This window comes from Pseudomonas sp. W4I3 (genome assembly GCF_030816195.1).
In the GTDB taxonomy this organism is placed as follows: Bacteria; Pseudomonadota; Gammaproteobacteria; order Pseudomonadales; family Pseudomonadaceae; genus Aquipseudomonas.
The window spans coordinates 5,723,880-5,745,189 of record NZ_JAUSXS010000001.1; the positions used below are offsets into that span (position 1 = coordinate 5,723,880).

The following is a 21,310-nucleotide window of genomic DNA, read 5'->3' on the forward strand; positions in this document are numbered from 1 at the left end:
TGCTTAATTCATCCAGCCCTTGACCCAATCCATCACCGAGTCCGCGTCAGCAGGGGCGCTGCCCCCGCATGCGGCACCGGGTGGTGGCTCGCTGCCACGAATATACGGCATCTGCACCGCGCCCGGGCAGTTGGCATCTGAACCCTGACCGGTGTGCGGATCAATCCAGGCCTGCACGATGTTGTCGGGCTGCGGCATGTTGAGCGGCAACGGATCAGCTTTGCGCATGAAGCTGGTCCAGACCTGAAGCGCACCGGTCGCACCGGTGAACGGCGTCTTGCCATTATCGTCACGGCCCAGCCATACCACGGCCAATACGTCCTGGCCAAAACCTGCGAACCAACTGTCGCGCGAGTCGTTACTGGTGCCGGTTTTGCCCGCCAGCGTCAGGTTCGACGGCAGCACGCTGTAGACCGAGCGCCCGGTACCTTCACGCATCACGCGCTGCATGGCGTTCTGGATCAGGTAGATGGAGCCCGCGTCGAAACGCTGCTGGATCTGGAACGGGTAACGCTTGAGCGGTTCGCCCTCGGCCGTCAGCACGCTGCGAATGCCGCGCATCGGCGTATTGAAACCGCCGTTGGCCAAGGTCTGGTACATGGTAGCCACTTCCATCGGGCTCATCGCCGCCGCGCCCAGGAGCATCGAAGGGAACGCCGGAAACTCTCGTTCGATACCCAGCCGCGCCAGCGTCTTCAGAACAGTCGGCACACCGACTTCGAGCCCCAAGCGCGACGTCGAGATGTTGTAGGAATGCGCCAGCCCCTGATACAGGAACACGGTGCCGTGGGAGCGGCGGTCGAAGTTCTTTGGCGTCCACACCTGGCCATCGGCACCTTTGATCGACAGCGGGTCATCCGACAGCCAACTGGTCAGCGTGTACTTGCTCGGTTTTTCCAGGGCGGTCAGGTAAACCGCCGGCTTGACCAGCGAGCCGATCGGGCGCACGGCATCCAGGGCGCGGTTGAACCCGGCGAAACTGGCCTGACGGCTGCCGATCATGGCCTGCACCTCACCGGTTTCCGGGTTGGTCACGACCATGGCGGCTTCTACTTCGTCGGAGCCTTTACGGCCCGTCAGGCGCTTGAAGGTGTCATTGACGGACGCTTCTGCCTTCATCTGCAGAATCGGGTCAAAGCTGGTGAAGATGCGCAAGCCTTCTTCGGTCAAGTCTTCGTCGCGGTAGTCTTCACGCAGTTGACGCTTGACCAGGTCAATAAAGCCCGGGAATGAGCTGTCTGCCAGCTTGCCGCGAGTGGTGACGCCCAGTGGCATTTTCTTCGCGGCGGCGACCTGTTCGGCTGTGGCAACGCCCTGCTGCTCCAATACATCGAGCACCAGGTTGCGGCGTTCCAGCGCTCGTTCAGGGTTGCGACGCGGGTTGTAGTAGGACGGCCCCTTGACCATCCCCACCAGCAACGCGACCTGATGCAACTTCAATTCGGACAACGGCTGCCCGAAGAAAAACTGGCTGGCCAGGCCGAAACCGTGCACCGCGCGCTGACCATCCTGACCGACGAAGACTTCGTTGAGGTAGGCCTCAAGGATCTCCTGCTTGCTGTAATGCAGCTCCAGCAGCATCGCCATCATGGCTTCGGTGAGCTTGCGGGTCAGGCTGCGCTCATTGGTCAGGTAGAAGTTTTTTACCAACTGCTGGGTGAGCGTACTGCCGCCCTGGGTCATTTTGCCGCCGGAGGTATTGACCCAGATCGCGCGGGCAATCGACTTCGGCGAAACGCCCCAATGGCTGTAGAAGTCGCGGTCTTCTACGGCAACCAGGGTTTCCAGCAGATACGGAGGTGCTTGATCGAGCTTGATCAGAATTCGGTCTTCAAGGTTCTTCGGGTAGATACCGCCAATCATCAGCGGCTCAAGGCGCACCACCGGCAGCTTGGCGCCGTTGAGCGACGACAGCTCGGCCACGTAGTCGCCGGAAAAACGCACGCGTACCGGCTGGGCTTTTTCCAGGCCTTCATAGAACTGGAAGCCGCGGGTATTCAGGTCGACCGTATTGCCGCTGACGGCCGCCGCGCCCGGGCCGTTGCTGACGGGTTCGCGTCGGTAGCCCAGCGCATCGAGCTCGGTGAGGAAGTCTTCCTTGCTCAGTTTCTGGCCGGCGAACAGTTCCAGCGGGCGTGCATACACCTTGGCCGGAATGGTCCAGCGCTTGCCGGAGAACTTCTCCTGGACCACGGCGTCGAGATACACCGCGACGCCGGCGAGCGCTACAAGGCCCACTAGGCCGAGCTTGAGCGCCCAGCCCAGCCACGGGCGCAGGCTGCGCGAAGGAGGTTTTTTACGGGAACGGGGAGATCGGGTTCGAGTCATGGCGGCGGATTATACGCACTTTATTGATGATCAACATGAGCCGGAGAGCGGTTTGCACGACCGCCTGTAGCGGCCATAATGCCCACCATGATTTCTCCCAGACTTTGAAGGATCGCCCGTGAGCCAGTCCCTGATTGCCGCCCTGCAAAACCCGGCTTTGTACCCGCATCCGGTGGAAGCGTTTCAAGTCATTGAAACCCATATTTCCTGGGTGATTCTGACCGGTCCCTATGCTTATAAACTGAAGAAACCGATGAACTTCGGGTTCCTGGACTTCACCGATCTGGAAAAGCGTGGCCACTTCTGCAACGAAGAGCTGCGCCTCAACCAGCGTCTCACCGAAGATTTGTATCTTGAAGTGTTGCCAATTACCGGCTCTGCCGACGCACCACAATTAGCTGGCGACGGCCCGGTGATCGAATATGCGCTGAAAATGCGTCAGTTCCCGCAAAGCCAGATGTTGAGCACCTTGCAAGCCAACGGTGAACTTACCAGCGCGCACATTGACGAAATGGCCAGCCAGATCGCGCACTTCCACCTCAACGCCCCCAAGGTTGCGCAAGAGCACCCGGCCGGTACCCCGGAAGAAGTGATGGCCCCGGTACGCCAGAACTTCGAACAGATCCGCCCGTTCCTCAGTGACAAGGCTGACCTTACTCAATTGGAAGCCCTGCAAGCTTGGGCCGAAAGCAGCTTCGAACGCCTCAAGCCGCTGCTGGAACAGCGCAAGCTCAATGGCTTCACGCGCGAGTGCCACGGTGATATCCACCTCGGTAACGCCACCCTGATCGATGGTCATGTGGTGATCTTCGACTGCATCGAATTCAACGAGCCGTTCCGCTTCACCGACGTCTACGCCGATACCGCGTTCCTGGCGATGGACTTGGAAGACCGTGGCCTTAAATGCCTGGCGCGCCGCTTCATCAGCCAGTATCTGGAACTGACCGGCGACTATCAGGGCCTGGAGCTGTTGAATTTCTACAAGGCTTATCGCGCACTGGTGCGGGCGAAAGTGGCCCTGTTCAGCATGCCGAGCGAAGCCAACCCCGTGCAGCGGGCCACGACGCTGCGCCAGTACCGCAACTATGCCAATCTGGCTGAAAGCTACAGCACGATTCCGTCGCGCTTCCTGGCGATCACCCATGGCGTATCGGCCGTGGGCAAAAGCCATGTCGCCATGCGCCTGGTCGAGGCCTTGGGCGCTGTTCGCCTGCGTTCGGACGTGGAGCGCAAGCGCCTGTTTGGCGAGCAGCAGGTGGAAAACACCCCGCAAGCCGGCATCTACAGCCATGACGCCAGTGCTGCGACATACACGCGCCTGAACGAAATTGCCGACACCGTGCTCCGCGCGGGTTTCCCGGTGGTACTGGATGCCACCTTCCTCAAACGCGAACAGCGTGACGCGGCGGCCCGGGTTGCCGAAGCCACCGGCGCCCCGTTTCTGATCCTGGATTGCAATGCGCCCCAGGCCGTTATCGCCAGTTGGCTGGCACAACGTCAGGCGGATAAAAACGATCCGTCCGACGCAACGCTGGTCGTGATCGAAGAACAACAGGCCAATCGTGACCCGCTGACAGCGCAGGAGTTGCTCCTGAGCAAGCGCGTCGAGACCAATGAAAGCGGGACCCTTGATGCGTTGGTTGCGCATATTCGTCAACGCTTGCCCGGCCTGTAAGAAATATTTCTTGGTCGTGTCGCCTACTTAGGCGCACGACCCTGCGATAGTGGCACTATAATGGCACCACAATACCAACAGGAGTTGCCGTCATGAGTCAGCCAAAGCTTCTTGATACTCCGCTCTACGCGCTCCTGCACAACGACGACGTTCGGGGCTTCAACCAACAGCGCCCCGACGACGGCGTGATCGATATGCGCGGCGGCGACTTTCGAGGGCTGGATCTGCGCGAACTCAATGCTGCCGGCATCGACTTCACCGACGCGTACTTTCGCTCCGCTGACCTGCGCGGGCTGGATTTACGCGATTGCTCATTGGAAGGCGCCAGCCTCGCCCATGCGCAGATTTCCGGTACTTATTTCTCACCCGACCTGACGGCTGACGAAATCCTGATGTCAGTGAACTTCGGCACCCGCCTGCGCTACCGCACCAAATAACTCAAAGCTTAAGCCCCCCGGCGGCGTAAGACGTGCCGGGAGCGCGCGCCTGCCTGACACATAGCGCCATTCTTATAAGCTTTTGAGTCGTTCCCGACCAAAGAATCACGCTTTTCCTACTGAGCGCTACACTCATTTTCAGGCTTGCTGGTCACGATACCCACCGCACCATTCGGCCGTCGCAAGGAGGCTTGATGAACGATGAGCTGCAACACCTGAAAAATCTTGGCAAGACGTCGGCGCAGTGGCTGCATGCGGCGGGCATCCACAGCGCGTCCGACCTACGCCGGCTGGGGGCTGTCGATGCTTATCGCGCCGTGCGCACGCGCGGGTTCAGAGCGTCAAAAGTGCTGCTGTATGCGATTGAAGGCGCATTGATGGACGTGCATTGGAACGACATCCCCGCGGAGCGCAAGGAGGCGTTGAATCGTCAGTTGGATGCGCTCTCGACGCGCCAGAAGATCTAGACCTGAAGATCTACCAAAGACTCGTGGCGAAAAATCCGAAAACAGCGGTTGACTCTCAAATGAGAATCGTTATGATTATCACAGCTGATCGCGAGATCAGCCGATAACTGAAAGACCATTGGTTCGGACTCTCAGATTATCTCCTCATCAGGCTAATCACGGTTATTTGACCCGGCTCTTGCCGGGTCTTTTTTTGGCCTGAGAAAACTGAACTCAGCGTGCGATGATCAATGGATGACCACGCTCCGGATGCGACTGCACCAACACTTCCAGCCCAAACACCGCCTTGAGCGGCTCGGGCTGCAGTACCTGCGTCGGCGTGTCCAGAGCATGAGGGCGTCCATTTTCCAGCAACAGGATACGATCACAGTAACGTGCCGCCAGATTGAGGTCATGCAGGATCACCAGCACCGCAGCACCACGATCAGCAAAGCTGCGGATTGCCTGCAAGGTCGTATGCTGATGCAACGGATCGAGCATTGACGTCGGCTCATCCAGCAACAACGTCTGCCCCGCCTCGCCCGGCCATAACTGTGCCAGGACACGGGCCAGGTGCACCCGCTGACGCTCGCCGCCCGACAAAGCCAGGTAACTGCGACCACTCAGGTGCCCGATATCCGCTGCGTGCAGTGCCGCGCTGATGATTTCTTCATCGCGCACTCGCCCGGTCTGATGTGGCAGACGCCCCATGCCGACGACTTCCTCGACACGGAAAGCGAAATCCAGGGTTGAGCTCTGAGGCAGTACCGCCAGGCGCCGGGCTCGCTGCGCTCCGCTCAGATGCTTGAGCTCTTGCTGGTCCAGCCAGACCTTGCCCTGATCAGGGGTCAATTCGCCGCACAGCGCACTCAGCAAGGTACTTTTCCCTGCACCATTGGGGCCCAGTACGCCCAGCACTTCGCCCGGCCGCAGTTCCAGGCTGATATCCGCCAATACGGTTTTGCCCCCGCGGCGAATCTGCAACGCTTCCACCCGCAGCATCAGGCGCGCCCTCGCAGCAATAAATACAGGAAAAATGGCGCGCCAATAAACGCGGTGACAATACCGATCGGTAGTTCCGCCGGCGCCAGCGCCAAACGCGCCACCAGATCCGCAAACAGCAGCAAGCTCGCGCCCGCCAGCACCGAAGCAGGCAACAGCACTCGGTGATCCGGCCCCGCGAGCAACCGCACCAAGTGCGGTACCACCAACCCGACAAAGCCGATCATGCCCGCCGCAGCCACCGCCGCGCCAACGCCCAGCGCCGTACAGAACACCAGCTCACGCTTGAGCCTTTCAACGTCAATGCCCAGATGGCTGGCCTCGGATTCACCCAACAGCAGCGCATTCAAGGCCTTTGCTCGGCGCGGCAACCACAACGCCACGCCCGCACTCACCAGCAGTAGCGGCCACAATCGCGAATAGCTGGCGCCATTGAGGCTGCCCAGGTTCCAGAATGTCAGCGTGCGCAAGGTGGCGTCGTCCGCCAGGTAGGTAAACAGCCCCACCGCAGAACCGGCGAGGGCTGTCAGCGCAATGCCGGCGAGTAACATCGTCGCGACGTTGGTCTGGCCATTGCGTCGCCCCAATCGATACACCAACGCCGTGACGCCCAGCCCTCCCAGAAACGCACAAATCGACAATAGATAGGGCCCGAATGCATCCGGCAGGCCACCAAAAAACGAGCCCCCGACGATTGCCACCGCAGCGCCCAATGCCGCGCCACTGGACACGCCCACCAATCCAGGATCGGCCAGCGGGTTGCGAAACAACCCCTGCATCGCCACGCCCGACAACGCGAGCACGCCACCGACGGCCAGGCCCAGCAGCGTGCGCGGTAAACGGATCTGCCCCAGGATCAATTCGGCCTGCTCAAGCCCCTGGGGCTCAATCGGCACGCCCACCAATCGCAACGCCGCCCTGAGTGTGTCGAACAACGGCAGGCTGACCGGCCCCAAGGCCAATGAAAGCCAGATCGCCACCAGACATAACAGCGCCAGCCCGATAAACAGGGTTTTGGGTTTAACCAGCGTCGTCATGGGGCGGGTTCAGCCTGGGCTGGATAAAACACGGCGGACAACTGCGCCAGGCTTTGCGGCAAGCGCGGTCCGAGCCCGCCCACCAGCAGCGTCGGGTCCAATTCGATCACCCGCCCGTGTTTGGCCGCTGGCATGGAAGCGAGGATAGGGTTTTCCTTGAACAATGCCGCACGGGCCGCTTCACCGCTCAGCGCTCGATCAGCAAATACCAGCACTTCAGGACTCAACCCGGCCAGCGACTCCACCGAGAACGGCTTGTAACCCGTGTGGGTCGCCAGGTTCTGCCCGCCGGCCTGTTGCACTATCCAATCTGCGGCGGTGTCCCTGCCGGCGATCAGCGGCTTGCCCCCCGCATGCCCGAGCAACAGCAACACACCGGGCGCTTTTTGCGTCAACCGGGCCTTGGCCACCGTGGCTTTCTGCTGATTCAGCACCTGCTCATACTCGCTAAACAATTCGCTGGCCTTAGCTTCCCTGCCCAGCAGCTTGCCCAGGTGCAACAGGTTGGTTTTCAGGCTGGGTAAATCCGGCTGCGCCGAAAACATCTCCACCTGCACCCCGGCGCCGCGGATTTGCGCCAGCACCGGCGGTGGGCCCATCTCTTCAGTGCCCACCAGCACCTGCGGGCGCAGGCTGAGAATGCCCTCGGCCGACAATTGACGCTGATAACCGATACTGGGCAATGCCTTGAGTGACGCCGGATGCTGGCTGGTGGTGTCCACGCCGACCAGCTTCGACTCCCCTCCCAATGCCGTCACCCATTCCGATAACGCTCCACCGGCGCTGACCCAGCGTTGCGGCAGTTCCAGGGCTTGGGCCGCGTGGTTCACCAGCAGTCCGGCAACAAGCGCAATAACGCTGGCACTCAGGCGCATAACAGGGTTTCCTTTCAAGGCGGGGCCGCTCAAGTACTCATTAATGTGACAGATAAATCCTACCTGGCATCGTATAGAGCACCCGTTCAGCTGACGGGCGAAGCAGGCATTTGATAATTATTTGCATTTGCACGTCAAGGCACCTAAGGACTGATATGAAGTTTCTCTGCCCATCCGCGGCCCTTGCGGCCGACAGCAGCCTCGGTTTTGATATCGACGGCTGCAAACTGTTGGCCGTGCGGCGCGCTGGCATTGCCTACTTCTATATCAACCGCTGCCCCCATCGCGGCATTGCGCTGGAATGGCAACCAGACAGCTTCCTCGACTCAAGCGCCAGCCTGATTCAATGCGCCACCCATGGCGCGCTGTTCCTGATCGAAAGCGGCGAATGCATCGCCGGCCCCTGCGCAGGCCAAAGCCTTACCGCCCTGCCCGGCCGCGAAGACGAACAAGGCCTTTGGGTCGAACTCTAGTTGCTCAACAGCACCTTCAAGGCACGCTCGACGTGGATTTCTTCAGGCGTGACCCGCACACCGTACGCCAGCACCTCGACACCGGCCGCCTTGGCCTCGCGTAAGGCAGCGGCATAACCCGCGTCGATCTCCACCGCCGGACGCACCGCATCGATCCCCGACAAGTTGACGCAATACAACTGCACCGCCCGAACGCCTTCACGCGCCAGGTGCGCCAACTCCCGCAGGTGCTTGGCACCGCGCTGGGTCACTGCATCGGGAAACGCCGCCACAGAGGTGCCATCAAAGCCCAAGGTGACACTTTTGACTTCGACGAACGCCGCGCCGTGCGGGTAATCCAGGCGAAAATCGATCCGACTGTTTTCCTGGCCGTATGGCACTTCGCGTTTCAGCGTGGTAAAGCCGTTGAGCTCAGTGATCACACCGGCGCGCAATGCCTCCTCGACCAACTGATTGGCGCGGGCCGTGTTGACGCACGCCAGCCGGCCCTGGGGCGTTTCGGCGATTTCCCAGGTGCCGGGCAATTTACGCTTGGGGTCAGTGGAGCGGCTGAACCACACTCGGCCACCCTCCACCATGCAGTTGAGCATCGAACCGGTGTTCGGGCAGTGAATGGTGAGCAACTCGCCGGTAACGGTTTCGATATCGGTGAGAAAGCGCTTGTAGCGGCGGATCAGCCGACCTTCTTCAAGGGGAGGATGAAAACGCATCAGCCTTGCCAGCTCCGCAAGCCACGGGCAATTCGCTTAACCGCTTCTTGTAGCCGATCAAGGTTTTGCGTGTAGGCAAAACGCACGTGATGACCCGCCTGATGACGTCCGAAATCCAGCCCCGGGGTAAAAGCTACATGTTCGGTTTCCAGGAAATGGCGGCAGAACGCGAAGGCATCACCGCCAAATGCGCTGATATCCGCATAAAGATAGAACGCACCTTCAGGCTCCACGGCGATGCCAAACCCCAATTCACGCAGAGCCGGCAGCAGGAAGTCACGGCGCCGGCCAAATTCGGCGCGGCGCTCTTCCAGAATGCTCAGGGTTTGCGGGGCAAAACAGGCCAAAGCCGCGTACTGGGCCATGCTCGGCGCGCTGATGTAGAGGTTTTGCGCCAACTTCTCCAAATCACCGACCGCTGCAAGGGGCGCCACCAGCCAGCCCAGGCGCCAGCCGGTCATACCGAAATACTTCGAAAAACTATTCAGAACAAATGCATCGTCGTCGACTTCCAGCACGCTGGCGGCGTCGGTGCCGTAGGTCAACCCGTGATAGATCTCGTCAACCACCAGGTGACCATCGCGCGCCTTGATGGCATTCGACAGCCCGCCCAATTCGTCCCGGGTGAGGATCGTCCCGGTAGGGTTGGCCGGGGAAGCAACCAGCGCGCCGACGCTGTCTTGATTCCAGTGTTGAGCCACCAAGTCGGCGGTCAATTGGTAACGCTGCTGCGGGCCAACCGGCACCAACTGCGCCGCGCCCTCGACCAAGCGCAGGAAATGCCGATTGCAGGGGTAGCCTGGATCCGCCAGCAGCCAGTGCTTGCCCGGATCCACCAGCAGGCTGCTGGTCAACAGCAACGCGCCGGAGCCGCCGGGCGTCACCAGAATGCGCTGCGGATCGACGTTCAACCCGTAGCGTTGCTGGTAGAAACCGCTGATCGCTTCGCGCAATTCGGGCAGCCCGCGGGCGGCGGTGTAGCGGGTCTTGCCGTTGGCCAGCGCGGCTTGGCCAGCCTGGATAATCGGTTCGGCCGTGGTGAAGTCCGGCTCGCCGATTTCCAGATGGATCACGTCGTGCCCCGCTGACTGCAGCTCATTGGCCCGCGCCAGCAACGCCATGACATGAAAAGGTTCGATGGCGCGACTGCGCGCACTGTAGGGCTGAGCCATTAGCCTTCCTTAGACGGTGAGGACAAACCTGGATTCTACCGAACCCTCGCGTTAAAACATGCTCTATTGCCTATCCGGCCGACTTAACGGGCCGGGCAAGCGCCGGCAAAACGACTAAAATCAACATTCGAGACACCACATAGCCAGCCACGACGGGGTGCTGCAGTTTGCAACCCCGGCGCGACAGGCTCGACAACCGGGAGTGGCGCACCCCGAATCTATCTGGTAAGTTCGCCCGCTTGCAGCCGCAGGGCCGGCAGGTGTCGGTGACGTTGCAATCCTGCGCAATGGATTAGAAGAGTGAGAGGCGGTCTATTCATGTCCACCCAAGCAAAGCAACAGCAGACTCAAGGCCTCGGCGGCTTCGAACCCTATGTGGAAAAAAAGGGCGAGGAGTACATGGGCGAGCCCATGCGCGAGCACTTCACCAAAATCCTGAACAAGTGGAAACAGGATTTGATGCAGGAGGTCGACCGCACGGTTGACCATATGAAGGACGAAGCAGCCAATTTCCCTGACCCGGCCGACCGTGCCAGCCAGGAAGAAGAGTTTGCCCTCGAACTGCGCGCCCGCGACCGCGAGCGCAAGTTGATCAAGAAGATCGACAAGACCCTGCAACTGATCAAAGACGAAGAATACGGCTGGTGCGAATCCTGCGGTGTCGAGATCGGTATTCGTCGCCTGGAAGCCCGCCCCACCGCGGACCTCTGCGTAGACTGCAAGACCTTGGCTGAAATCAAGGAAAAACAGGTCGGCAAGTAATAGCGGCCGAGCTGAACGAATGGGGCGTGCGAACGCCCCATTTTTGTTGCTGGCGTTTACCGATTTTCCAGTAGTATCCGGCCCATGACTGCCTCTACCTATATCGGGCGCTTCGCCCCCACGCCCAGCGGCCATCTGCACTTCGGCTCCCTGGTCGCCGCCCTCGCTTCCTACCTCGACGCCCGCGCCAATCAAGGCCGCTGGCTGATGCGCATGGAAGACCTCGACCCACCCCGTGAAGAACCCGGCGCCCAGGCGGCAATCCTGCATGCCCTGGAAAGCTACGGCTTTGAATGGGATGGCGAACTGGTTCGCCAGAGCGAGCGACACGACGCCTACGCCAAGGTGTTGAACGACCTGTTCAACCACGGCCTGGCCTACGCCTGCACCTGCTCGCGCAAACAGCTGGAACCCTACCATGGGATTTACCCCGGGCTGTGTCGCAATGCCGGTCACGAGCAGCAGGATGCCGCCATCCGTCTGCGCGTGCCCGAGCTTGAATACCATTTTACCGACCGTGTTCAGGGCGAATTCCGACAGCACCTGGGGCGCGATTCAGGCGACTTCATCATCCGCCGTCGCGATGGCCTGTACGCCTATCAATTGGCCGTCGTCCTGGATGACGCCTGGCAAGGCGTTACCGACGTCGTGCGCGGCGCCGACCTGCTCGACTCCACGCCCCGCCAGCTCTACCTGCAGGAATTACTCGGGCTGCGCCAGCCGCGCTACCTGCATGTGCCGCTGATCGTCCAGCCGGACGGTAACAAACTGGGCAAGTCGTACCGTTCGCCGCCGCTGACGGCGGACCAGGCCACACCGTTATTGCTCAGAGCGCTGCGCGCCCTCGGCCAGCCGGCCGGGGACGATCTGCTTTACGCAAGCCCCAGGGAACTGCTGGATTGGGGCATCCAGCAGTGGGATGCCACATTGATCCCTCGCACACTCACGCTGGCCGAAGCGCAATTGAACTGAAGGCGCTTGCAGCTTGCCAGCCATCCGTTACCATCGCCGCAATTCTTCAATCAGAGGCCAACATGTACATCTATCGATTGGTCCTGCTGCTGGTCGTCGGGATCTACCTGTTTTCCCCCGCCATCATGGATTGGTGGATCGATGCCACAGGCGCCTGGTACCGCCCTTACCTGCTCTGGCTGATCCTGATCGTCGTGACTTTCATCCTGCAGAGCCAAAAAGATGCCGATGAGCTTTAGCCTCACCCAGATGCTGCTGATCAGCGCCGCCTACCTGGCTGCGCTGTTCGGCGTCGCCTGGATCAGTGAGCGCGGAATGATTCCGCGGGCGATCATTCGCCATCCGTTGACCTACACATTGTCCCTGGGCGTATACGCCAGCGCCTGGGCGTTCTACGGAACGGTGGGCCTGGCCTATCAATACGGGTATGGTTTCCTGTCCAGCTACCTGGGGGTATCCGGTGCATTCCTGCTGGCGCCGGTGTTGCTGTACCCGATTCTGAAAATCACCCGTACCTATCAGTTGTCGTCGCTGGCGGATTTGTTTGCCTTCCGCTTTCGCAGTACCTGGGCCGGCGCGCTCACCACGATTTTCATGTTGATCGGCGTGCTGCCGCTGCTGGCCCTGCAGATTCAGGCAGTGGCCGACTCCATCAGCATTCTCACCCGCGAGCCCGTGCAGCATCGCGTCGCCCTGGCCTTCTGCGCCTTGATCAGCCTGTTCACCATTTTCTTTGGCTCGCGCCATATCGCCACCCGCGAAAAACATCAGGGCCTGGTATTTGCGATTGCTTTTGAATCGGTCATCAAGCTGATTGCCATCGGCGGCGTCGGGCTCTACGCGCTCTACGGCGTGTTCGACGGCCCGCAGCAGTTGGAATTGTGGCTGCTGCAAAACCAGACCGCCCTCGCCGCCTTGCACACGCCGCTGCAGGAAGGCCCCTGGCGTACGCTGCTGCTGGTGTTCTTCGCCTCGGCGATCGTGATGCCGCACATGTACCACATGACCTTCACCGAAAACCTCAACCCACGCTCCCTGGTCAGCGCCAGCTGGGGCTTGCCACTGTTCCTGCTGTTGATGAGCCTGGCAGTGCCGCTGATTCTCTGGGCCGGACTGAAACTGGGGGCAACGACCAACCCTGAGTACTTCACCCTCGGCATCGGCATCGCCGCCAACAGCCCGGCCCTGGCGTTGCTGGCCTATGTCGGCGGGTTGTCGGCGGCCAGTGGCCTGATCATTGTCACCACGCTGGCACTGTCCGGGATGGCACTTAACCACCTGGTGCTGCCGCTGTACCAACCGCCTGCCGAAGGCAACATCTACCGCTGGCTGAAATGGACACGCCGCGCGCTGATCGTCGCGATCATCATGGCCGGTTACGCCTTTTATCTGCTGCTGGGTCCCGGCCAGGACCTGGCCAACCTCGGCATCGTGGCATTTGTCGCCACCCTGCAGTTCCTGCCGGGCGTGTTGTCGGTGCTGTACTGGCCGACCGCCAACCGTCGGGGCTTTATCGCCGGCTTGCTGGCAGGCGTCCTGGTGTGGCTGGTGACCATGCTGCTACCGCTGGTCGGCAACCTGCAGGGGTTCTACATACCGCTGCTGAACATGATCTACGTGCTGGACGACACCAGCTGGCACATGGCCGCGATCGCCTCGCTGGCCGCCAACGTCTTGATGTTCACTCTGATCTCGCTGTTCACCAACGCCAGCCCCGAAGAAACCAGCGCCGCCGAGGCCTGTGCGGTGGATAACGTGCGCCGCCCGCAACGCCGCGAGCTGCATGCGGCCTCGCCCCAGGAATTCGCCACGCAGCTGGCCAAGCCGCTCGGCGCCAAGGCCGCGCAAAAGGAAGTGGAACAGGCCCTGCGGGATCTGTACCTGCCGTTCGACGAGCGCCGCCCCTATGCCCTGCGCCGCCTGCGTGACCGTATCGAAGCCAACTTGTCCGGGTTGATGGGCCCTAGCGTGTCCCAGGACATGGTGGAAACCTTCCTGCCCTACAAGGCCGGCGGCGAAAACTACGTGACCGAAGACATCCACTTCATCGAAAGCCGGCTGGAGGATTACCACTCGCGCCTCACCGGCCTTGCCGCCGAGCTCGACGCCCTGCGCCGCTACCACCGCCAGACCCTGCAGGAACTGCCGATGGGCGTGTGTTCCCTGGCCAAGGACCAGGAAATCCTGATGTGGAACAAGGCCATGGAAGAGCTGACCGGGATAGCCGCGCAACGCGTGGTCGGCTCTCGCCTCAATACACTCGGCGAGCCCTGGAAAGAACTGCTGCAAGGCTTTATCAACCTGCCCGACGAGCATTTGCACAAGCAGCACCTGGCCCTCGACGGCCAGACCCGCTGGCTCAACCTGCACAAGGCCGCGATTGACGAGCCCCTGGCCCCTGGCAACAGCGGCCTGGTGTTACTGGTGGAGGACCTGACCGATACCCAGATGCTCGAAGACAAGCTGGTGCACTCCGAGCGCCTGGCCAGCATCGGTCGCCTGGCCGCCGGGGTGGCTCACGAGATCGGCAACCCGATCACCGGTATCGCCTGCCTGGCGCAGAACCTGCGCGAAGAGCGCGAGGAAGACGGTGAAATCACCGAGATCAGCGGGCAAATCCTTGAACAGACCAAGCGCGTGTCACGCATCGTGCAGTCGCTGATGAGCTTCGCCCACTCCGGCGCCCATCAGAATCAGGACGAAGCGGTATGCCTGGCCGAAGTGGCGCAGGATGCCATTGGGCTGCTGGCCTTGAACCGGCGCAATTTCGAAGTACAGTTCTTTAACCTGTGCGATCCGGACCATTGGGTCGATGGCGACTCACAACGCCTGGCGCAGGTGCTGATCAACCTGTTGTCCAACGCCCGTGATGCGTCCCCGCCGCACAGTGCCGTACGCGTCAAGAGCGAGGCTTTCGAGCACACGGTCGACCTGATCGTGGAAGACGAAGGCAGCGGCATTCCACAGAACATCATGGACCGATTGTTCGAACCTTTCTTCACCACCAAGGACCCAGGTGAAGGTACCGGTCTGGGCCTTGCACTGGTCTATTCCATCGTTGAAGAGCATTATGGACAAATCACCATCGACAGCCCGGCTGACACCGAAAGCCAACGCGGCACCCGTATTCGGGTGACCTTGCCGCGTCATGTCGAAGCGACGTCCGCTGTGAACTGAGACCGTCGAGAGAATTGAATCAATGCCGCACATTTTGATCGTCGAAGACGAAACCATTATCCGCTCTGCCTTGCGTCGCCTGCTTGAACGTAATCAGTACCAGGTCAGCGAAGCCGGCTCGGTGCAGGAAGCCCAGGAGCGGTTCAGCATTCCCACGTTCGACCTGATCGTCAGCGACCTGCGCTTGCCGGGCGCACCGGGTACCGAACTGATCAAGCTGGGCCAGGGCACTCCGGTGCTGATCATGACCAGCTACGCCAGCCTGCGCTCGGCCGTGGACTCGATGAAGATGGGCGCGGTGGACTACATCGCCAAGCCTTTCGACCATGACGAGATGCTTCAGGCTGTGGCCCGCATCCTGCGTGACCGCCAGTCGGCCAGCAGTGCGCCAGCCGAACCGCGTCCGGCAGGAAAAGCTGCCGACAAGCCAGGCGTCGACAACAGCAACGGCGAGATCGGCATTATTGGCTCCTGCCCGCCCATGCAGGACCTTTACAGCAAGATCCGCAAAGTGGCACCCACCGACTCCAATGTCTTGATCCAGGGTGAGTCGGGCACCGGCAAGGAGCTGGTGGCCCGTGCCCTGCACAACCTGTCCAGGCGCGCCAAGGCACCGATGATCTCGGTGAACTGCGCGGCGATCCCCGAATCCCTGATCGAGTCCGAACTGTTTGGTCACGAAAAAGGCGCATTCACCGGTGCCAGCGCCGGGCGTGCGGGCCTGGTCGAAGCCGCCGATGGCGGCACGCTGTTCCTCGACGAGATCGGCGAATTGCCGCTGGAAGCACAGGCGCGCTTGCTGCGGGTGCTGCAGGAAGGCGAAATTCGCCGGGTCGGTTCGGTGCAATCGCAAAAGGTCGATGTGCGCCTGATCGCAGCGACGCACCGCGACCTCAAGAGCCTGGCCAAGATCGGCCAGTTCCGCGAAGACTTGTATTACCGCTTGCACGTGATTGCGCTCAAGCTGCCAGCACTGCGTGAGCGTGGCGCCGACGTCAACGAGATTGCCAATGCGTTCCTGCTGCGCCAGAGCGCGCGCATCAACCGAACCGACCTGAAGTTCGCGCCGGACGCCGAGCAGGCGATCCGGCATTACTCGTGGCCGGGTAACGTGCGGGAACTGGAGAACGCCGTTGAGCGTGCGGTCATTCTGTCGGAAAGCCCGGAAATTTCCGCCGAGCTGCTGGGCATCGATATCGAGCTCAGCGACCTGGACGACGACGACTTCATCGGCCTGGCGCCGCAACAGGGCACAGGTAGCACTACCAGCCATGAGCCGACGGAGGACTTGTCCCTGGAGGACTACTTCCAGCACTTCGTCCTCGAGCACCAGGACCACATGACCGAGACCGAACTGGCGCGCAAGCTGGGCGTAAGCCGCAAATGCCTGTGGGAACGCCGCCAGCGCCTGGGTATTCCACGGCGCAAGACCGGCGTCGCCAGCGAGAGTTGAGGGCCCGCACCACAGGTAACACCTGCTAATGTGAAAAAACTGTTACCGCGGATATTACGCGTAACAAAAGCCGGGGCTTACGGTAACGAAGCCCCGGCTTTTTTTCGCCCGCCAAAACCCGATAATCGCCTCAAACCCCTGATTTTGCTGGGCGATGCAAAAGTTGGCACGCACCCTGCTATATGCTTAGTACAAAAACAATAACAAGCTTTGTACAAGACAATAAAAATAAGACGAATCGACTCACGCATAACAAAAACAACACGGCGGAGGCGCAGCTAACTGATTCTTTTGGAGAGGCGTTGCATTGGGGCTTGCCCCGCAACCAGGCCGAGAACAACAAAAACTGCCCTAAGGCAGAGCCTGAACTGGTTGGATCGTAGATCAGCAACACAGCGACCAAAGCAATCCGTTTGCTCTTGACTCCCGATTGGGAGTGTCATGAAGGTGAAGCTTCATGGCGAGGGCGATCAACAAAAACAAGAAGCCCGAAAACCATAATAAAAAAAGAGCACGCAACTACTTCTGGGGGAGCTTCGGCTCCCCTTGTAGTTTCCGATAGATACTCCGGATTCACCTTCAAACGCTTATGGCGCAACGCCTGCAGCTTGTTCCTACACCATCCCCTGACTAAATGCTAGAATCCCGGCCCATCATGCGGTCATTCTTCGTTATGGCCGAACATTCCTTCAAACAGTGCATCCCATGCTGAAGAAGTTGTTCCAGTCATTCCGTTCTCCCTTGCGTCGTACGCAACACATTCGCAGCACGCCTGAAGTGCTTAACAGCAATCAGCATTCATTGCAGCGTGCTCAGTTCAGCCGTTACGCAGTGAACATCGTCGAACGTTTGCAGAACGCCGGTTACCAGGCTTACCTGGTGGGCGGGTGCGTACGCGACATGCTGCTCAATATCACGCCGAAGGATTTCGACGTCGCCACCAGCGCCACGCCTGAACAGGTGCGTGCCGAATTCCGCAATGCGCGGATCATCGGGCGCCGCTTCAAGCTGGTGCATATCCATTTCGGGCGCGAAATCATCGAAGTCGCGACGTTCCGCGCCGGCCATCCGCAAAACGATGAAGAGGAGGACACCAATCAGTCTTCCCGCAACGAGAGCGGACGCATCCTGCGCGACAATGTCTACGGCACGCTGGAAGAAGACGCGCAGCGCCGCGACTTCACCATCAATGCCCTCTATTACGATCCGGTCAGCGAGCGCATCCTCGATTACGCCAACGGCGTGCACGATATCCGCAACAACCTGATCCGCCTGATCGGCGATCCGACCCAACGCTACCAGGAAGACCCGGTGCGCATGCTGCGTGCCGTGCGGTTCGCCGCCAAGCTCAACTTCGGTATCGAAAAGCACACGGCCGCACCGATTCGCGAATTGGCACCGATGCTGCGGGAGATCCCGTCGGCGCGTCTGTTTGAAGAAGTGCTCAAGCTGTTCCTGTCGGGCTACGCCGCCGACACCTTTGAAATGCTCGTCGACCTGCAGTTGTTCGATCCACTGTTCCCGGCCAGCGCCGAGGCTTTGGAGCACAACCCGACGTATACCCACACCCTGATCAGCGAAGCGTTGATCAACACTGACTTGCGCATCAAGCAGAACAAACCGGTCACCCCGGCGTTCCTGTTTGCCGCCCTGTTGTGGCCGGCGTTGCCTAAACGCGTCCTGCGCCTGCAGGACCGTGGCATGCCGCCAATCCCTGCGATGCAGGAAGCCGCCCACGAGTTGATCACCGAACAGTGCCAGCGCATCGCCATTCCGAAGCGCTTCACCCTGCCGATCCGCGAAATCTGGGACATGCAAGAGCGCCTGCCGCGCCGCAGCGGCAAACGCGCCGACCTGTTGCTGGAGAACCCGCGCTTCCGCGCCGGCTACGACTTCCTGTTGCTGCGTGAAAGCGCCGGCGAGCAGACCGACGGCCTGGGTGAATGGTGGACCGACTATCAGGATGCCAATGACAGCCAACGCCGCGAGATGATTCGTGAACTGGGCAGCAAAGGCGACAGCACCGGTGAAGGGCCGAAAAAGCGTCGCCGCAGCACGAGCAAGCGCAAACGTAGCGCCGCCGAAGGCTCAGGCGCAACGGGCGAATAAACGTGGAGCGTATCTACATCGGCATGGGCAGCAACCTGGCTGCCCCGGCGCAGCAACTGCGCAGCGCTATCGAAGCCTTGGCGCGACTGCCCGGCACTGCCCTTGCCGGTGTCTCCGCCTTCTACCAAAGCGACTCTCTGCTTCCCGGCCAACCGCGTTACACCAACGCGGTGGCGGCCCTGGACAGCACCCTTGCGCCGCTGGACCTGCTCGATGCGTTGCAAGCCATCGAAAACGACCAGGGCCGCGAGCGCGCTGAACGCTGGGGGCCACGCACCCTCGATCTGGATATTCTGCTGTTTGGCGATCGCCTGATCGATGAGCCGCGCCTCAAGGTGCCGCACTACCAGATGCACCTGCGGCCGTTCGTCCTTTATCCACTGGCTGAGTTGGTGCCTGCCGACCTGCAACTGCCAGACGGGCAAAGCCTCAGCGGCTTGCTTGAAGCCTGCCCATTCGTCGGCCTGGAACGCCTACCTCTGTAGGAGCGAGCTTGCTCGCGAAAGTCGTCAACGATCACGCGCCCAGCCTGATTAAACGCAGTACCTGTGGGTTCTTCGCGAGCAAGCTCGCTCCTACAATCGCGTCAGTAACAGCGGTAACACCGCCATCGTAACAATGCGGTAACACATCCAATTGACTTCCCGTGTCCTCCTCACGACTATAGGCGTCCCGCTGCCGCCAACCCGGCACTGAAGGGCGCAATCCAGGCCTTATAAGCACTGCTCTCAAGACAGTGCGCCTGTATAAACGAAGACTCACGCGCGTTACTCGCTGTTTCCAAGCGCCTGAACGAGGACCCTTTTCATGCCAGACATTACCCTGACCACCTTGCAGAGCCTCAAGCTCAAAGGTGAAAAAATCACCATGCTGACCTGCTACGACGCTACCTTCGCCCACGCCAGTTGCCAGGCCGGAGTCGAGGTGTTGCTGGTGGGCGACTCCCTGGGCATGGTTCTTCAAGGGAATGACAGCACGCTACCCGTTACCACCGATGAGCTCGCGTACCACACCGCCAGCGTCAAGCGTGGCAACGACGGTGCATTTATCATCGCCGACCTGCCGTTCATGGGTTACGCGACGCTCGAACAGACCTTCCAGAACGCCGGCAAACTGATGCAGGCGGGCGCGCACATGATCAAGGTCGAAGGTGCCGTCTGGCTCGCCGAGTCGATCCGACTGCTGGCTGAGCGCGGCGTACCGGTCTGCGCGCACATGGGCCTGACGCCGCAGTCGGTCAACCTGCTGGGCGGCTATAAAGTGCAGGGCCGCAATGAAGCCCAGGCACGCCAGATGCGCGCCGATGCCATCGCCCTGGAGCAAGCCGGTGCCGCGATGATCCTGCTGGAGTGCGTCCCCAGTGAACTGGCCGCCGAAATCACCCAGGCCGTCAAGGTACCGGTGATCGGCATCGGCGCCGGCTCGGCCACCGATGGCCAGGTGCTGGTGCTGCACGACATGCTCGGCCTGTCGATCAGCGGCCACGTGCCCAAGTTCGTGAAAAACTTCATGGCCGGCCAGACCAGCATTCACGCCGCGCTGAGCGCTTACGTCAGCGAAGTCAAAGCCGTGACCTTCCCCGGCACCGAACATGGATTCTCTGCATGAACACCGTTAAAACCCTACGCGAGCTGCGTTCCGCCGTGACCCATGCGCGCAATGCCGGCAAGCGCATCGGCTTCGTGCCGACCATGGGCAACCTGCACAACGGCCACGCCACCTTGGTGAGCAAAGCGGCGCAGCAATCGGATTTCGTGGTGACGAGCATTTTCGTCAACCCGCTGCAATTCGGCGCCGGCGAAGACCTGGACAAATACCCGCGCACTCTCGCCGCCGACCAAGAAATGCTGCTGCAAGCCGGTTGTAACCTGCTGTTCGCGCCAACGGTCGAAGAGATGTATCCCGACGGCATGACCGGACAAACCCGCGTCAGCGTGCCCCAGCTCTCCGAAGGCCTGTGTGGGGCCAGCCGTCCAGGGCATTTCGAAGGCGTTGCCACGGTGGTCAGCAAGCTGTTCAACATGGTGCAGCCGGATATGGCCGTCTTTGGCCAGAAGGACTATCAGCAATTGGCGGTGATTCGCGCCATGGTGCATGACCTGAACATGCCCATCCAGATCATCGGCGAGCCGACCGTACGCGCAGCCGATGGCCTGGCGCTGTCATCGCGCAACGGTTACCTCAGCGAAGAGCAACGGGCGATTGCACCGGTGCTGTACCGCAGCCTCAGCCAGATCGCGGCCGCCATCAAAAGCGGTGAGTCTGATTTCGCCAGGCTGCGCGCCGAGCACATCCAGCAGATCGAAGCCGCTGGCTTGCGCATGGATTACCTGGAAGTGCGCCAAGGCGTGCACCTTCGCCCAGCCACGCCAGAAGATCGGGACATTGTGATCCTGGTCGCCGCCTATCTGGGCGCGACTCGCTTGATCGACAATCTGCATTTGAACCTCGACTGACCCCTCTCGACACCCCGCGCCGATTGCCCTGATCGCTGTGCCGGTATAAAAAAGTACCGGCCACAGCGCAGACAAAGCCAAGACATATCGACACGCTAGGTTTAATGTAATCGCCCTGCGCGTATGGTTAGCGCTATCTGGAACTCGTGGCCAGTGAAAAGACTGGATGTTCCGGATTTTGAAGTGTCCTAAAAGGCAGTCCCCGTAATAAAAAGGAAACCCGCAG

The 21,310-nt window shown here is 60.7% G+C and carries 19 protein-coding genes; 13 read left to right on the forward strand and 6 right to left on the reverse strand.

Features of this window, described 5'->3' with window-relative positions; genetic code table 11:
* Positions 1 to 3: 3 nt before the first annotated feature.
* Positions 4 to 2,328: a penicillin-binding protein 1B gene (gene mrcB / locus QF045_RS26085; RefSeq protein WP_306494626.1), complete on the reverse strand. Its 2,325-nt coding sequence runs from the start codon at positions 2,326 to 2,328 to the stop codon at positions 4 to 6.
* A 118-nt stretch (positions 2,329 to 2,446) separates the two neighbouring features.
* Here mrcB and QF045_RS26090 point away from each other — a divergent pair, with 118 nt between their 5' ends.
* The 3 genes from QF045_RS26090 (at position 2,447) to QF045_RS26100 (ending at position 4,907) form a co-directional block, all read left to right on the forward strand.
* Positions 2,447 to 4,003, forward strand: a complete 1,557-nt coding sequence (locus QF045_RS26090; protein WP_306494627.1) for a bifunctional aminoglycoside phosphotransferase/ATP-binding protein — start codon at positions 2,447 to 2,449, stop codon at positions 4,001 to 4,003.
* Between the two features lie 92 nt (positions 4,004 to 4,095).
* Positions 4,096 to 4,440 carry a pentapeptide repeat-containing protein gene (locus QF045_RS26095; protein WP_306494628.1) on the forward strand — a complete coding sequence of 115 codons (345 nt, stop codon included), beginning with the start codon at positions 4,096 to 4,098 and terminating at the stop codon, positions 4,438 to 4,440.
* A gap of 194 nt (positions 4,441 to 4,634) precedes the next feature.
* Positions 4,635 to 4,907: a TfoX/Sxy family protein gene (locus QF045_RS26100; protein WP_306494629.1), complete on the forward strand. Its 273-nt coding sequence runs from the start codon at positions 4,635 to 4,637 to the stop codon at positions 4,905 to 4,907.
* A 213-nt stretch (positions 4,908 to 5,120) separates the two neighbouring features.
* Here the strand turns inward: QF045_RS26100 and QF045_RS26105 are convergent, their stop codons facing one another.
* Genes QF045_RS26105 through QF045_RS26115 form a run of 3 tightly spaced genes read right to left on the reverse strand, consistent with a single transcriptional unit; the run spans position 5,121 to position 7,800 of the window.
* The gene (locus QF045_RS26105; RefSeq protein ID WP_306494630.1) at positions 5,121 to 5,888 is read right to left on the reverse strand and encodes a heme ABC transporter ATP-binding protein; all 768 of its coding nucleotides are present in this window, start codon (positions 5,886 to 5,888) and stop codon (positions 5,121 to 5,123) included.
* Positions 5,888 to 6,871, reverse strand: coding sequence for an iron ABC transporter permease (locus tag QF045_RS26110; RefSeq protein ID WP_306494961.1), 984 nt, complete (start codon positions 6,869 to 6,871; stop codon positions 5,888 to 5,890). The genes QF045_RS26105 and QF045_RS26110 overlap by 1 nt, the downstream gene beginning before the upstream one ends.
* A 50-nt stretch (positions 6,872 to 6,921) precedes the next feature.
* The gene (locus QF045_RS26115; RefSeq protein ID WP_306494631.1) at positions 6,922 to 7,800 is read right to left on the reverse strand and encodes a hemin ABC transporter substrate-binding protein; all 879 of its coding nucleotides are present in this window, start codon (positions 7,798 to 7,800) and stop codon (positions 6,922 to 6,924) included.
* A 155-nt stretch (positions 7,801 to 7,955) separates the two neighbouring features.
* Here QF045_RS26115 and QF045_RS26120 point away from each other — a divergent pair, with 155 nt between their 5' ends.
* On the forward strand, positions 7,956 to 8,273 hold the full coding sequence (locus tag QF045_RS26120) for a Rieske 2Fe-2S domain-containing protein (protein WP_306494632.1): 318 nt from the start codon (positions 7,956 to 7,958) through the stop codon (positions 8,271 to 8,273).
* On the opposite strand, the gene sfsA is transcribed toward QF045_RS26120, so the two are convergent.
* Positions 8,270 to 8,983 carry a DNA/RNA nuclease SfsA gene (gene sfsA / locus QF045_RS26125; protein ID WP_306494633.1) on the reverse strand — a complete coding sequence of 238 codons (714 nt, stop codon included), beginning with the start codon at positions 8,981 to 8,983 and terminating at the stop codon, positions 8,270 to 8,272. The two genes, QF045_RS26120 and sfsA, sit on opposite strands and share 4 nt — an antisense overlap.
* Positions 8,983 to 10,155 (reverse strand): pyridoxal phosphate-dependent aminotransferase, encoded by a 1,173-nt coding sequence (locus tag QF045_RS26130; protein WP_306494634.1) that lies wholly within the window; start codon positions 10,153 to 10,155, stop codon positions 8,983 to 8,985. Before QF045_RS26130 ends, sfsA begins: the two co-directional genes overlap by 1 nt.
* A gap of 318 nt (positions 10,156 to 10,473) precedes the next feature.
* Here QF045_RS26130 and dksA point away from each other — a divergent pair, with 318 nt between their 5' ends.
* The 9 genes from dksA (at position 10,474) to panC (ending at position 21,084) form a co-directional block, all read left to right on the forward strand.
* Positions 10,474 to 10,917, forward strand: coding sequence for an RNA polymerase-binding protein DksA (gene dksA / locus QF045_RS26135; protein WP_003194150.1), 444 nt, complete (start codon positions 10,474 to 10,476; stop codon positions 10,915 to 10,917).
* Positions 10,918 to 11,001: 84 nt separating this feature from the next.
* Positions 11,002 to 11,889 (forward strand): tRNA glutamyl-Q(34) synthetase GluQRS, encoded by an 888-nt coding sequence (gene gluQRS / locus QF045_RS26140; RefSeq protein ID WP_306494635.1) that lies wholly within the window; start codon positions 11,002 to 11,004, stop codon positions 11,887 to 11,889.
* Between the two features lie 62 nt (positions 11,890 to 11,951).
* Positions 11,952 to 12,128 (forward strand): hypothetical protein, encoded by a 177-nt coding sequence (locus QF045_RS26145; protein WP_003176118.1) that lies wholly within the window; start codon positions 11,952 to 11,954, stop codon positions 12,126 to 12,128.
* Complete coding sequence (locus tag QF045_RS26150; protein ID WP_306494636.1) at positions 12,112 to 15,066, forward strand: sensor histidine kinase; 2,955 nt, start codon at positions 12,112 to 12,114, stop codon at positions 15,064 to 15,066. The genes QF045_RS26145 and QF045_RS26150 overlap by 17 nt, the downstream gene beginning before the upstream one ends.
* A 22-nt stretch (positions 15,067 to 15,088) precedes the next feature.
* A complete protein-coding gene (locus tag QF045_RS26155; RefSeq protein ID WP_306494637.1) occupies positions 15,089 to 16,519 on the forward strand; it encodes a sigma-54 dependent transcriptional regulator in 1,431 nt (476 codons plus the stop codon).
* A 705-nt stretch (positions 16,520 to 17,224) separates the two neighbouring features.
* A complete protein-coding gene (locus QF045_RS26160; RefSeq protein WP_306494638.1) occupies positions 17,225 to 18,628 on the forward strand; it encodes a polynucleotide adenylyltransferase PcnB in 1,404 nt (467 codons plus the stop codon).
* Between the two features lie 2 nt (positions 18,629 to 18,630).
* Positions 18,631 to 19,113: a 2-amino-4-hydroxy-6-hydroxymethyldihydropteridine diphosphokinase gene (gene folK / locus QF045_RS26165; protein ID WP_306494639.1), complete on the forward strand. Its 483-nt coding sequence runs from the start codon at positions 18,631 to 18,633 to the stop codon at positions 19,111 to 19,113.
* A gap of 322 nt (positions 19,114 to 19,435) precedes the next feature.
* Positions 19,436 to 20,236, forward strand: coding sequence for a 3-methyl-2-oxobutanoate hydroxymethyltransferase (gene panB, locus QF045_RS26170; protein WP_306494640.1), 801 nt, complete (start codon positions 19,436 to 19,438; stop codon positions 20,234 to 20,236).
* Positions 20,233 to 21,084, forward strand: a complete 852-nt coding sequence (panC, locus tag QF045_RS26175; RefSeq protein WP_306494641.1) for a pantoate--beta-alanine ligase — start codon at positions 20,233 to 20,235, stop codon at positions 21,082 to 21,084. The genes panB and panC overlap by 4 nt, the downstream gene beginning before the upstream one ends.
* Positions 21,085 to 21,310 lie beyond the last annotated feature (226 nt).

Bases quoted from the DNA above. Each gene is read 5' to 3' on its own strand.
- QF045_RS26150 (WP_306494636.1), top strand. From the start codon at position 12,112: ATGCCGATGAGCTTTAGCCTCACCCAGATGCTGCTGATCAGCGCCGCC.
- gluQRS (WP_306494635.1), top strand. From the start codon at position 11,002: ATGACTGCCTCTACCTATATCGGGCGCTTCGCCCCCACGCCCAGCGGC.
- QF045_RS26155 (WP_306494637.1), top strand. From the start codon at position 15,089: ATGCCGCACATTTTGATCGTCGAAGACGAAACCATTATCCGCTCTGCC.
- QF045_RS26145 (WP_003176118.1), top strand. From the start codon at position 11,952: ATGTACATCTATCGATTGGTCCTGCTGCTGGTCGTCGGGATCTACCTG.
- QF045_RS26130 (WP_306494634.1), bottom strand. From the start codon at position 10,155: ATGGCTCAGCCCTACAGTGCGCGCAGTCGCGCCATCGAACCTTTTCAT.
- panC (WP_306494641.1), top strand. From the start codon at position 20,233: ATGAACACCGTTAAAACCCTACGCGAGCTGCGTTCCGCCGTGACCCAT.
- QF045_RS26105 (WP_306494630.1), bottom strand. From the start codon at position 5,888: ATGCTGCGGGTGGAAGCGTTGCAGATTCGCCGCGGGGGCAAAACCGTA.
- mrcB (WP_306494626.1), bottom strand. From the start codon at position 2,328: ATGACTCGAACCCGATCTCCCCGTTCCCGTAAAAAACCTCCTTCGCGC.
- QF045_RS26100 (WP_306494629.1), top strand. From the start codon at position 4,635: ATGAACGATGAGCTGCAACACCTGAAAAATCTTGGCAAGACGTCGGCG.
- panB (WP_306494640.1), top strand. From the start codon at position 19,436: ATGCCAGACATTACCCTGACCACCTTGCAGAGCCTCAAGCTCAAAGGT.
- QF045_RS26120 (WP_306494632.1), top strand. From the start codon at position 7,956: ATGAAGTTTCTCTGCCCATCCGCGGCCCTTGCGGCCGACAGCAGCCTC.
- QF045_RS26095 (WP_306494628.1), top strand. From the start codon at position 4,096: ATGAGTCAGCCAAAGCTTCTTGATACTCCGCTCTACGCGCTCCTGCAC.
- QF045_RS26115 (WP_306494631.1), bottom strand. From the start codon at position 7,800: ATGCGCCTGAGTGCCAGCGTTATTGCGCTTGTTGCCGGACTGCTGGTG.
- dksA (WP_003194150.1), top strand. From the start codon at position 10,474: ATGTCCACCCAAGCAAAGCAACAGCAGACTCAAGGCCTCGGCGGCTTC.
- QF045_RS26160 (WP_306494638.1), top strand. From the start codon at position 17,225: ATGCTGAAGAAGTTGTTCCAGTCATTCCGTTCTCCCTTGCGTCGTACG.
- sfsA (WP_306494633.1), bottom strand. From the start codon at position 8,983: ATGCGTTTTCATCCTCCCCTTGAAGAAGGTCGGCTGATCCGCCGCTAC.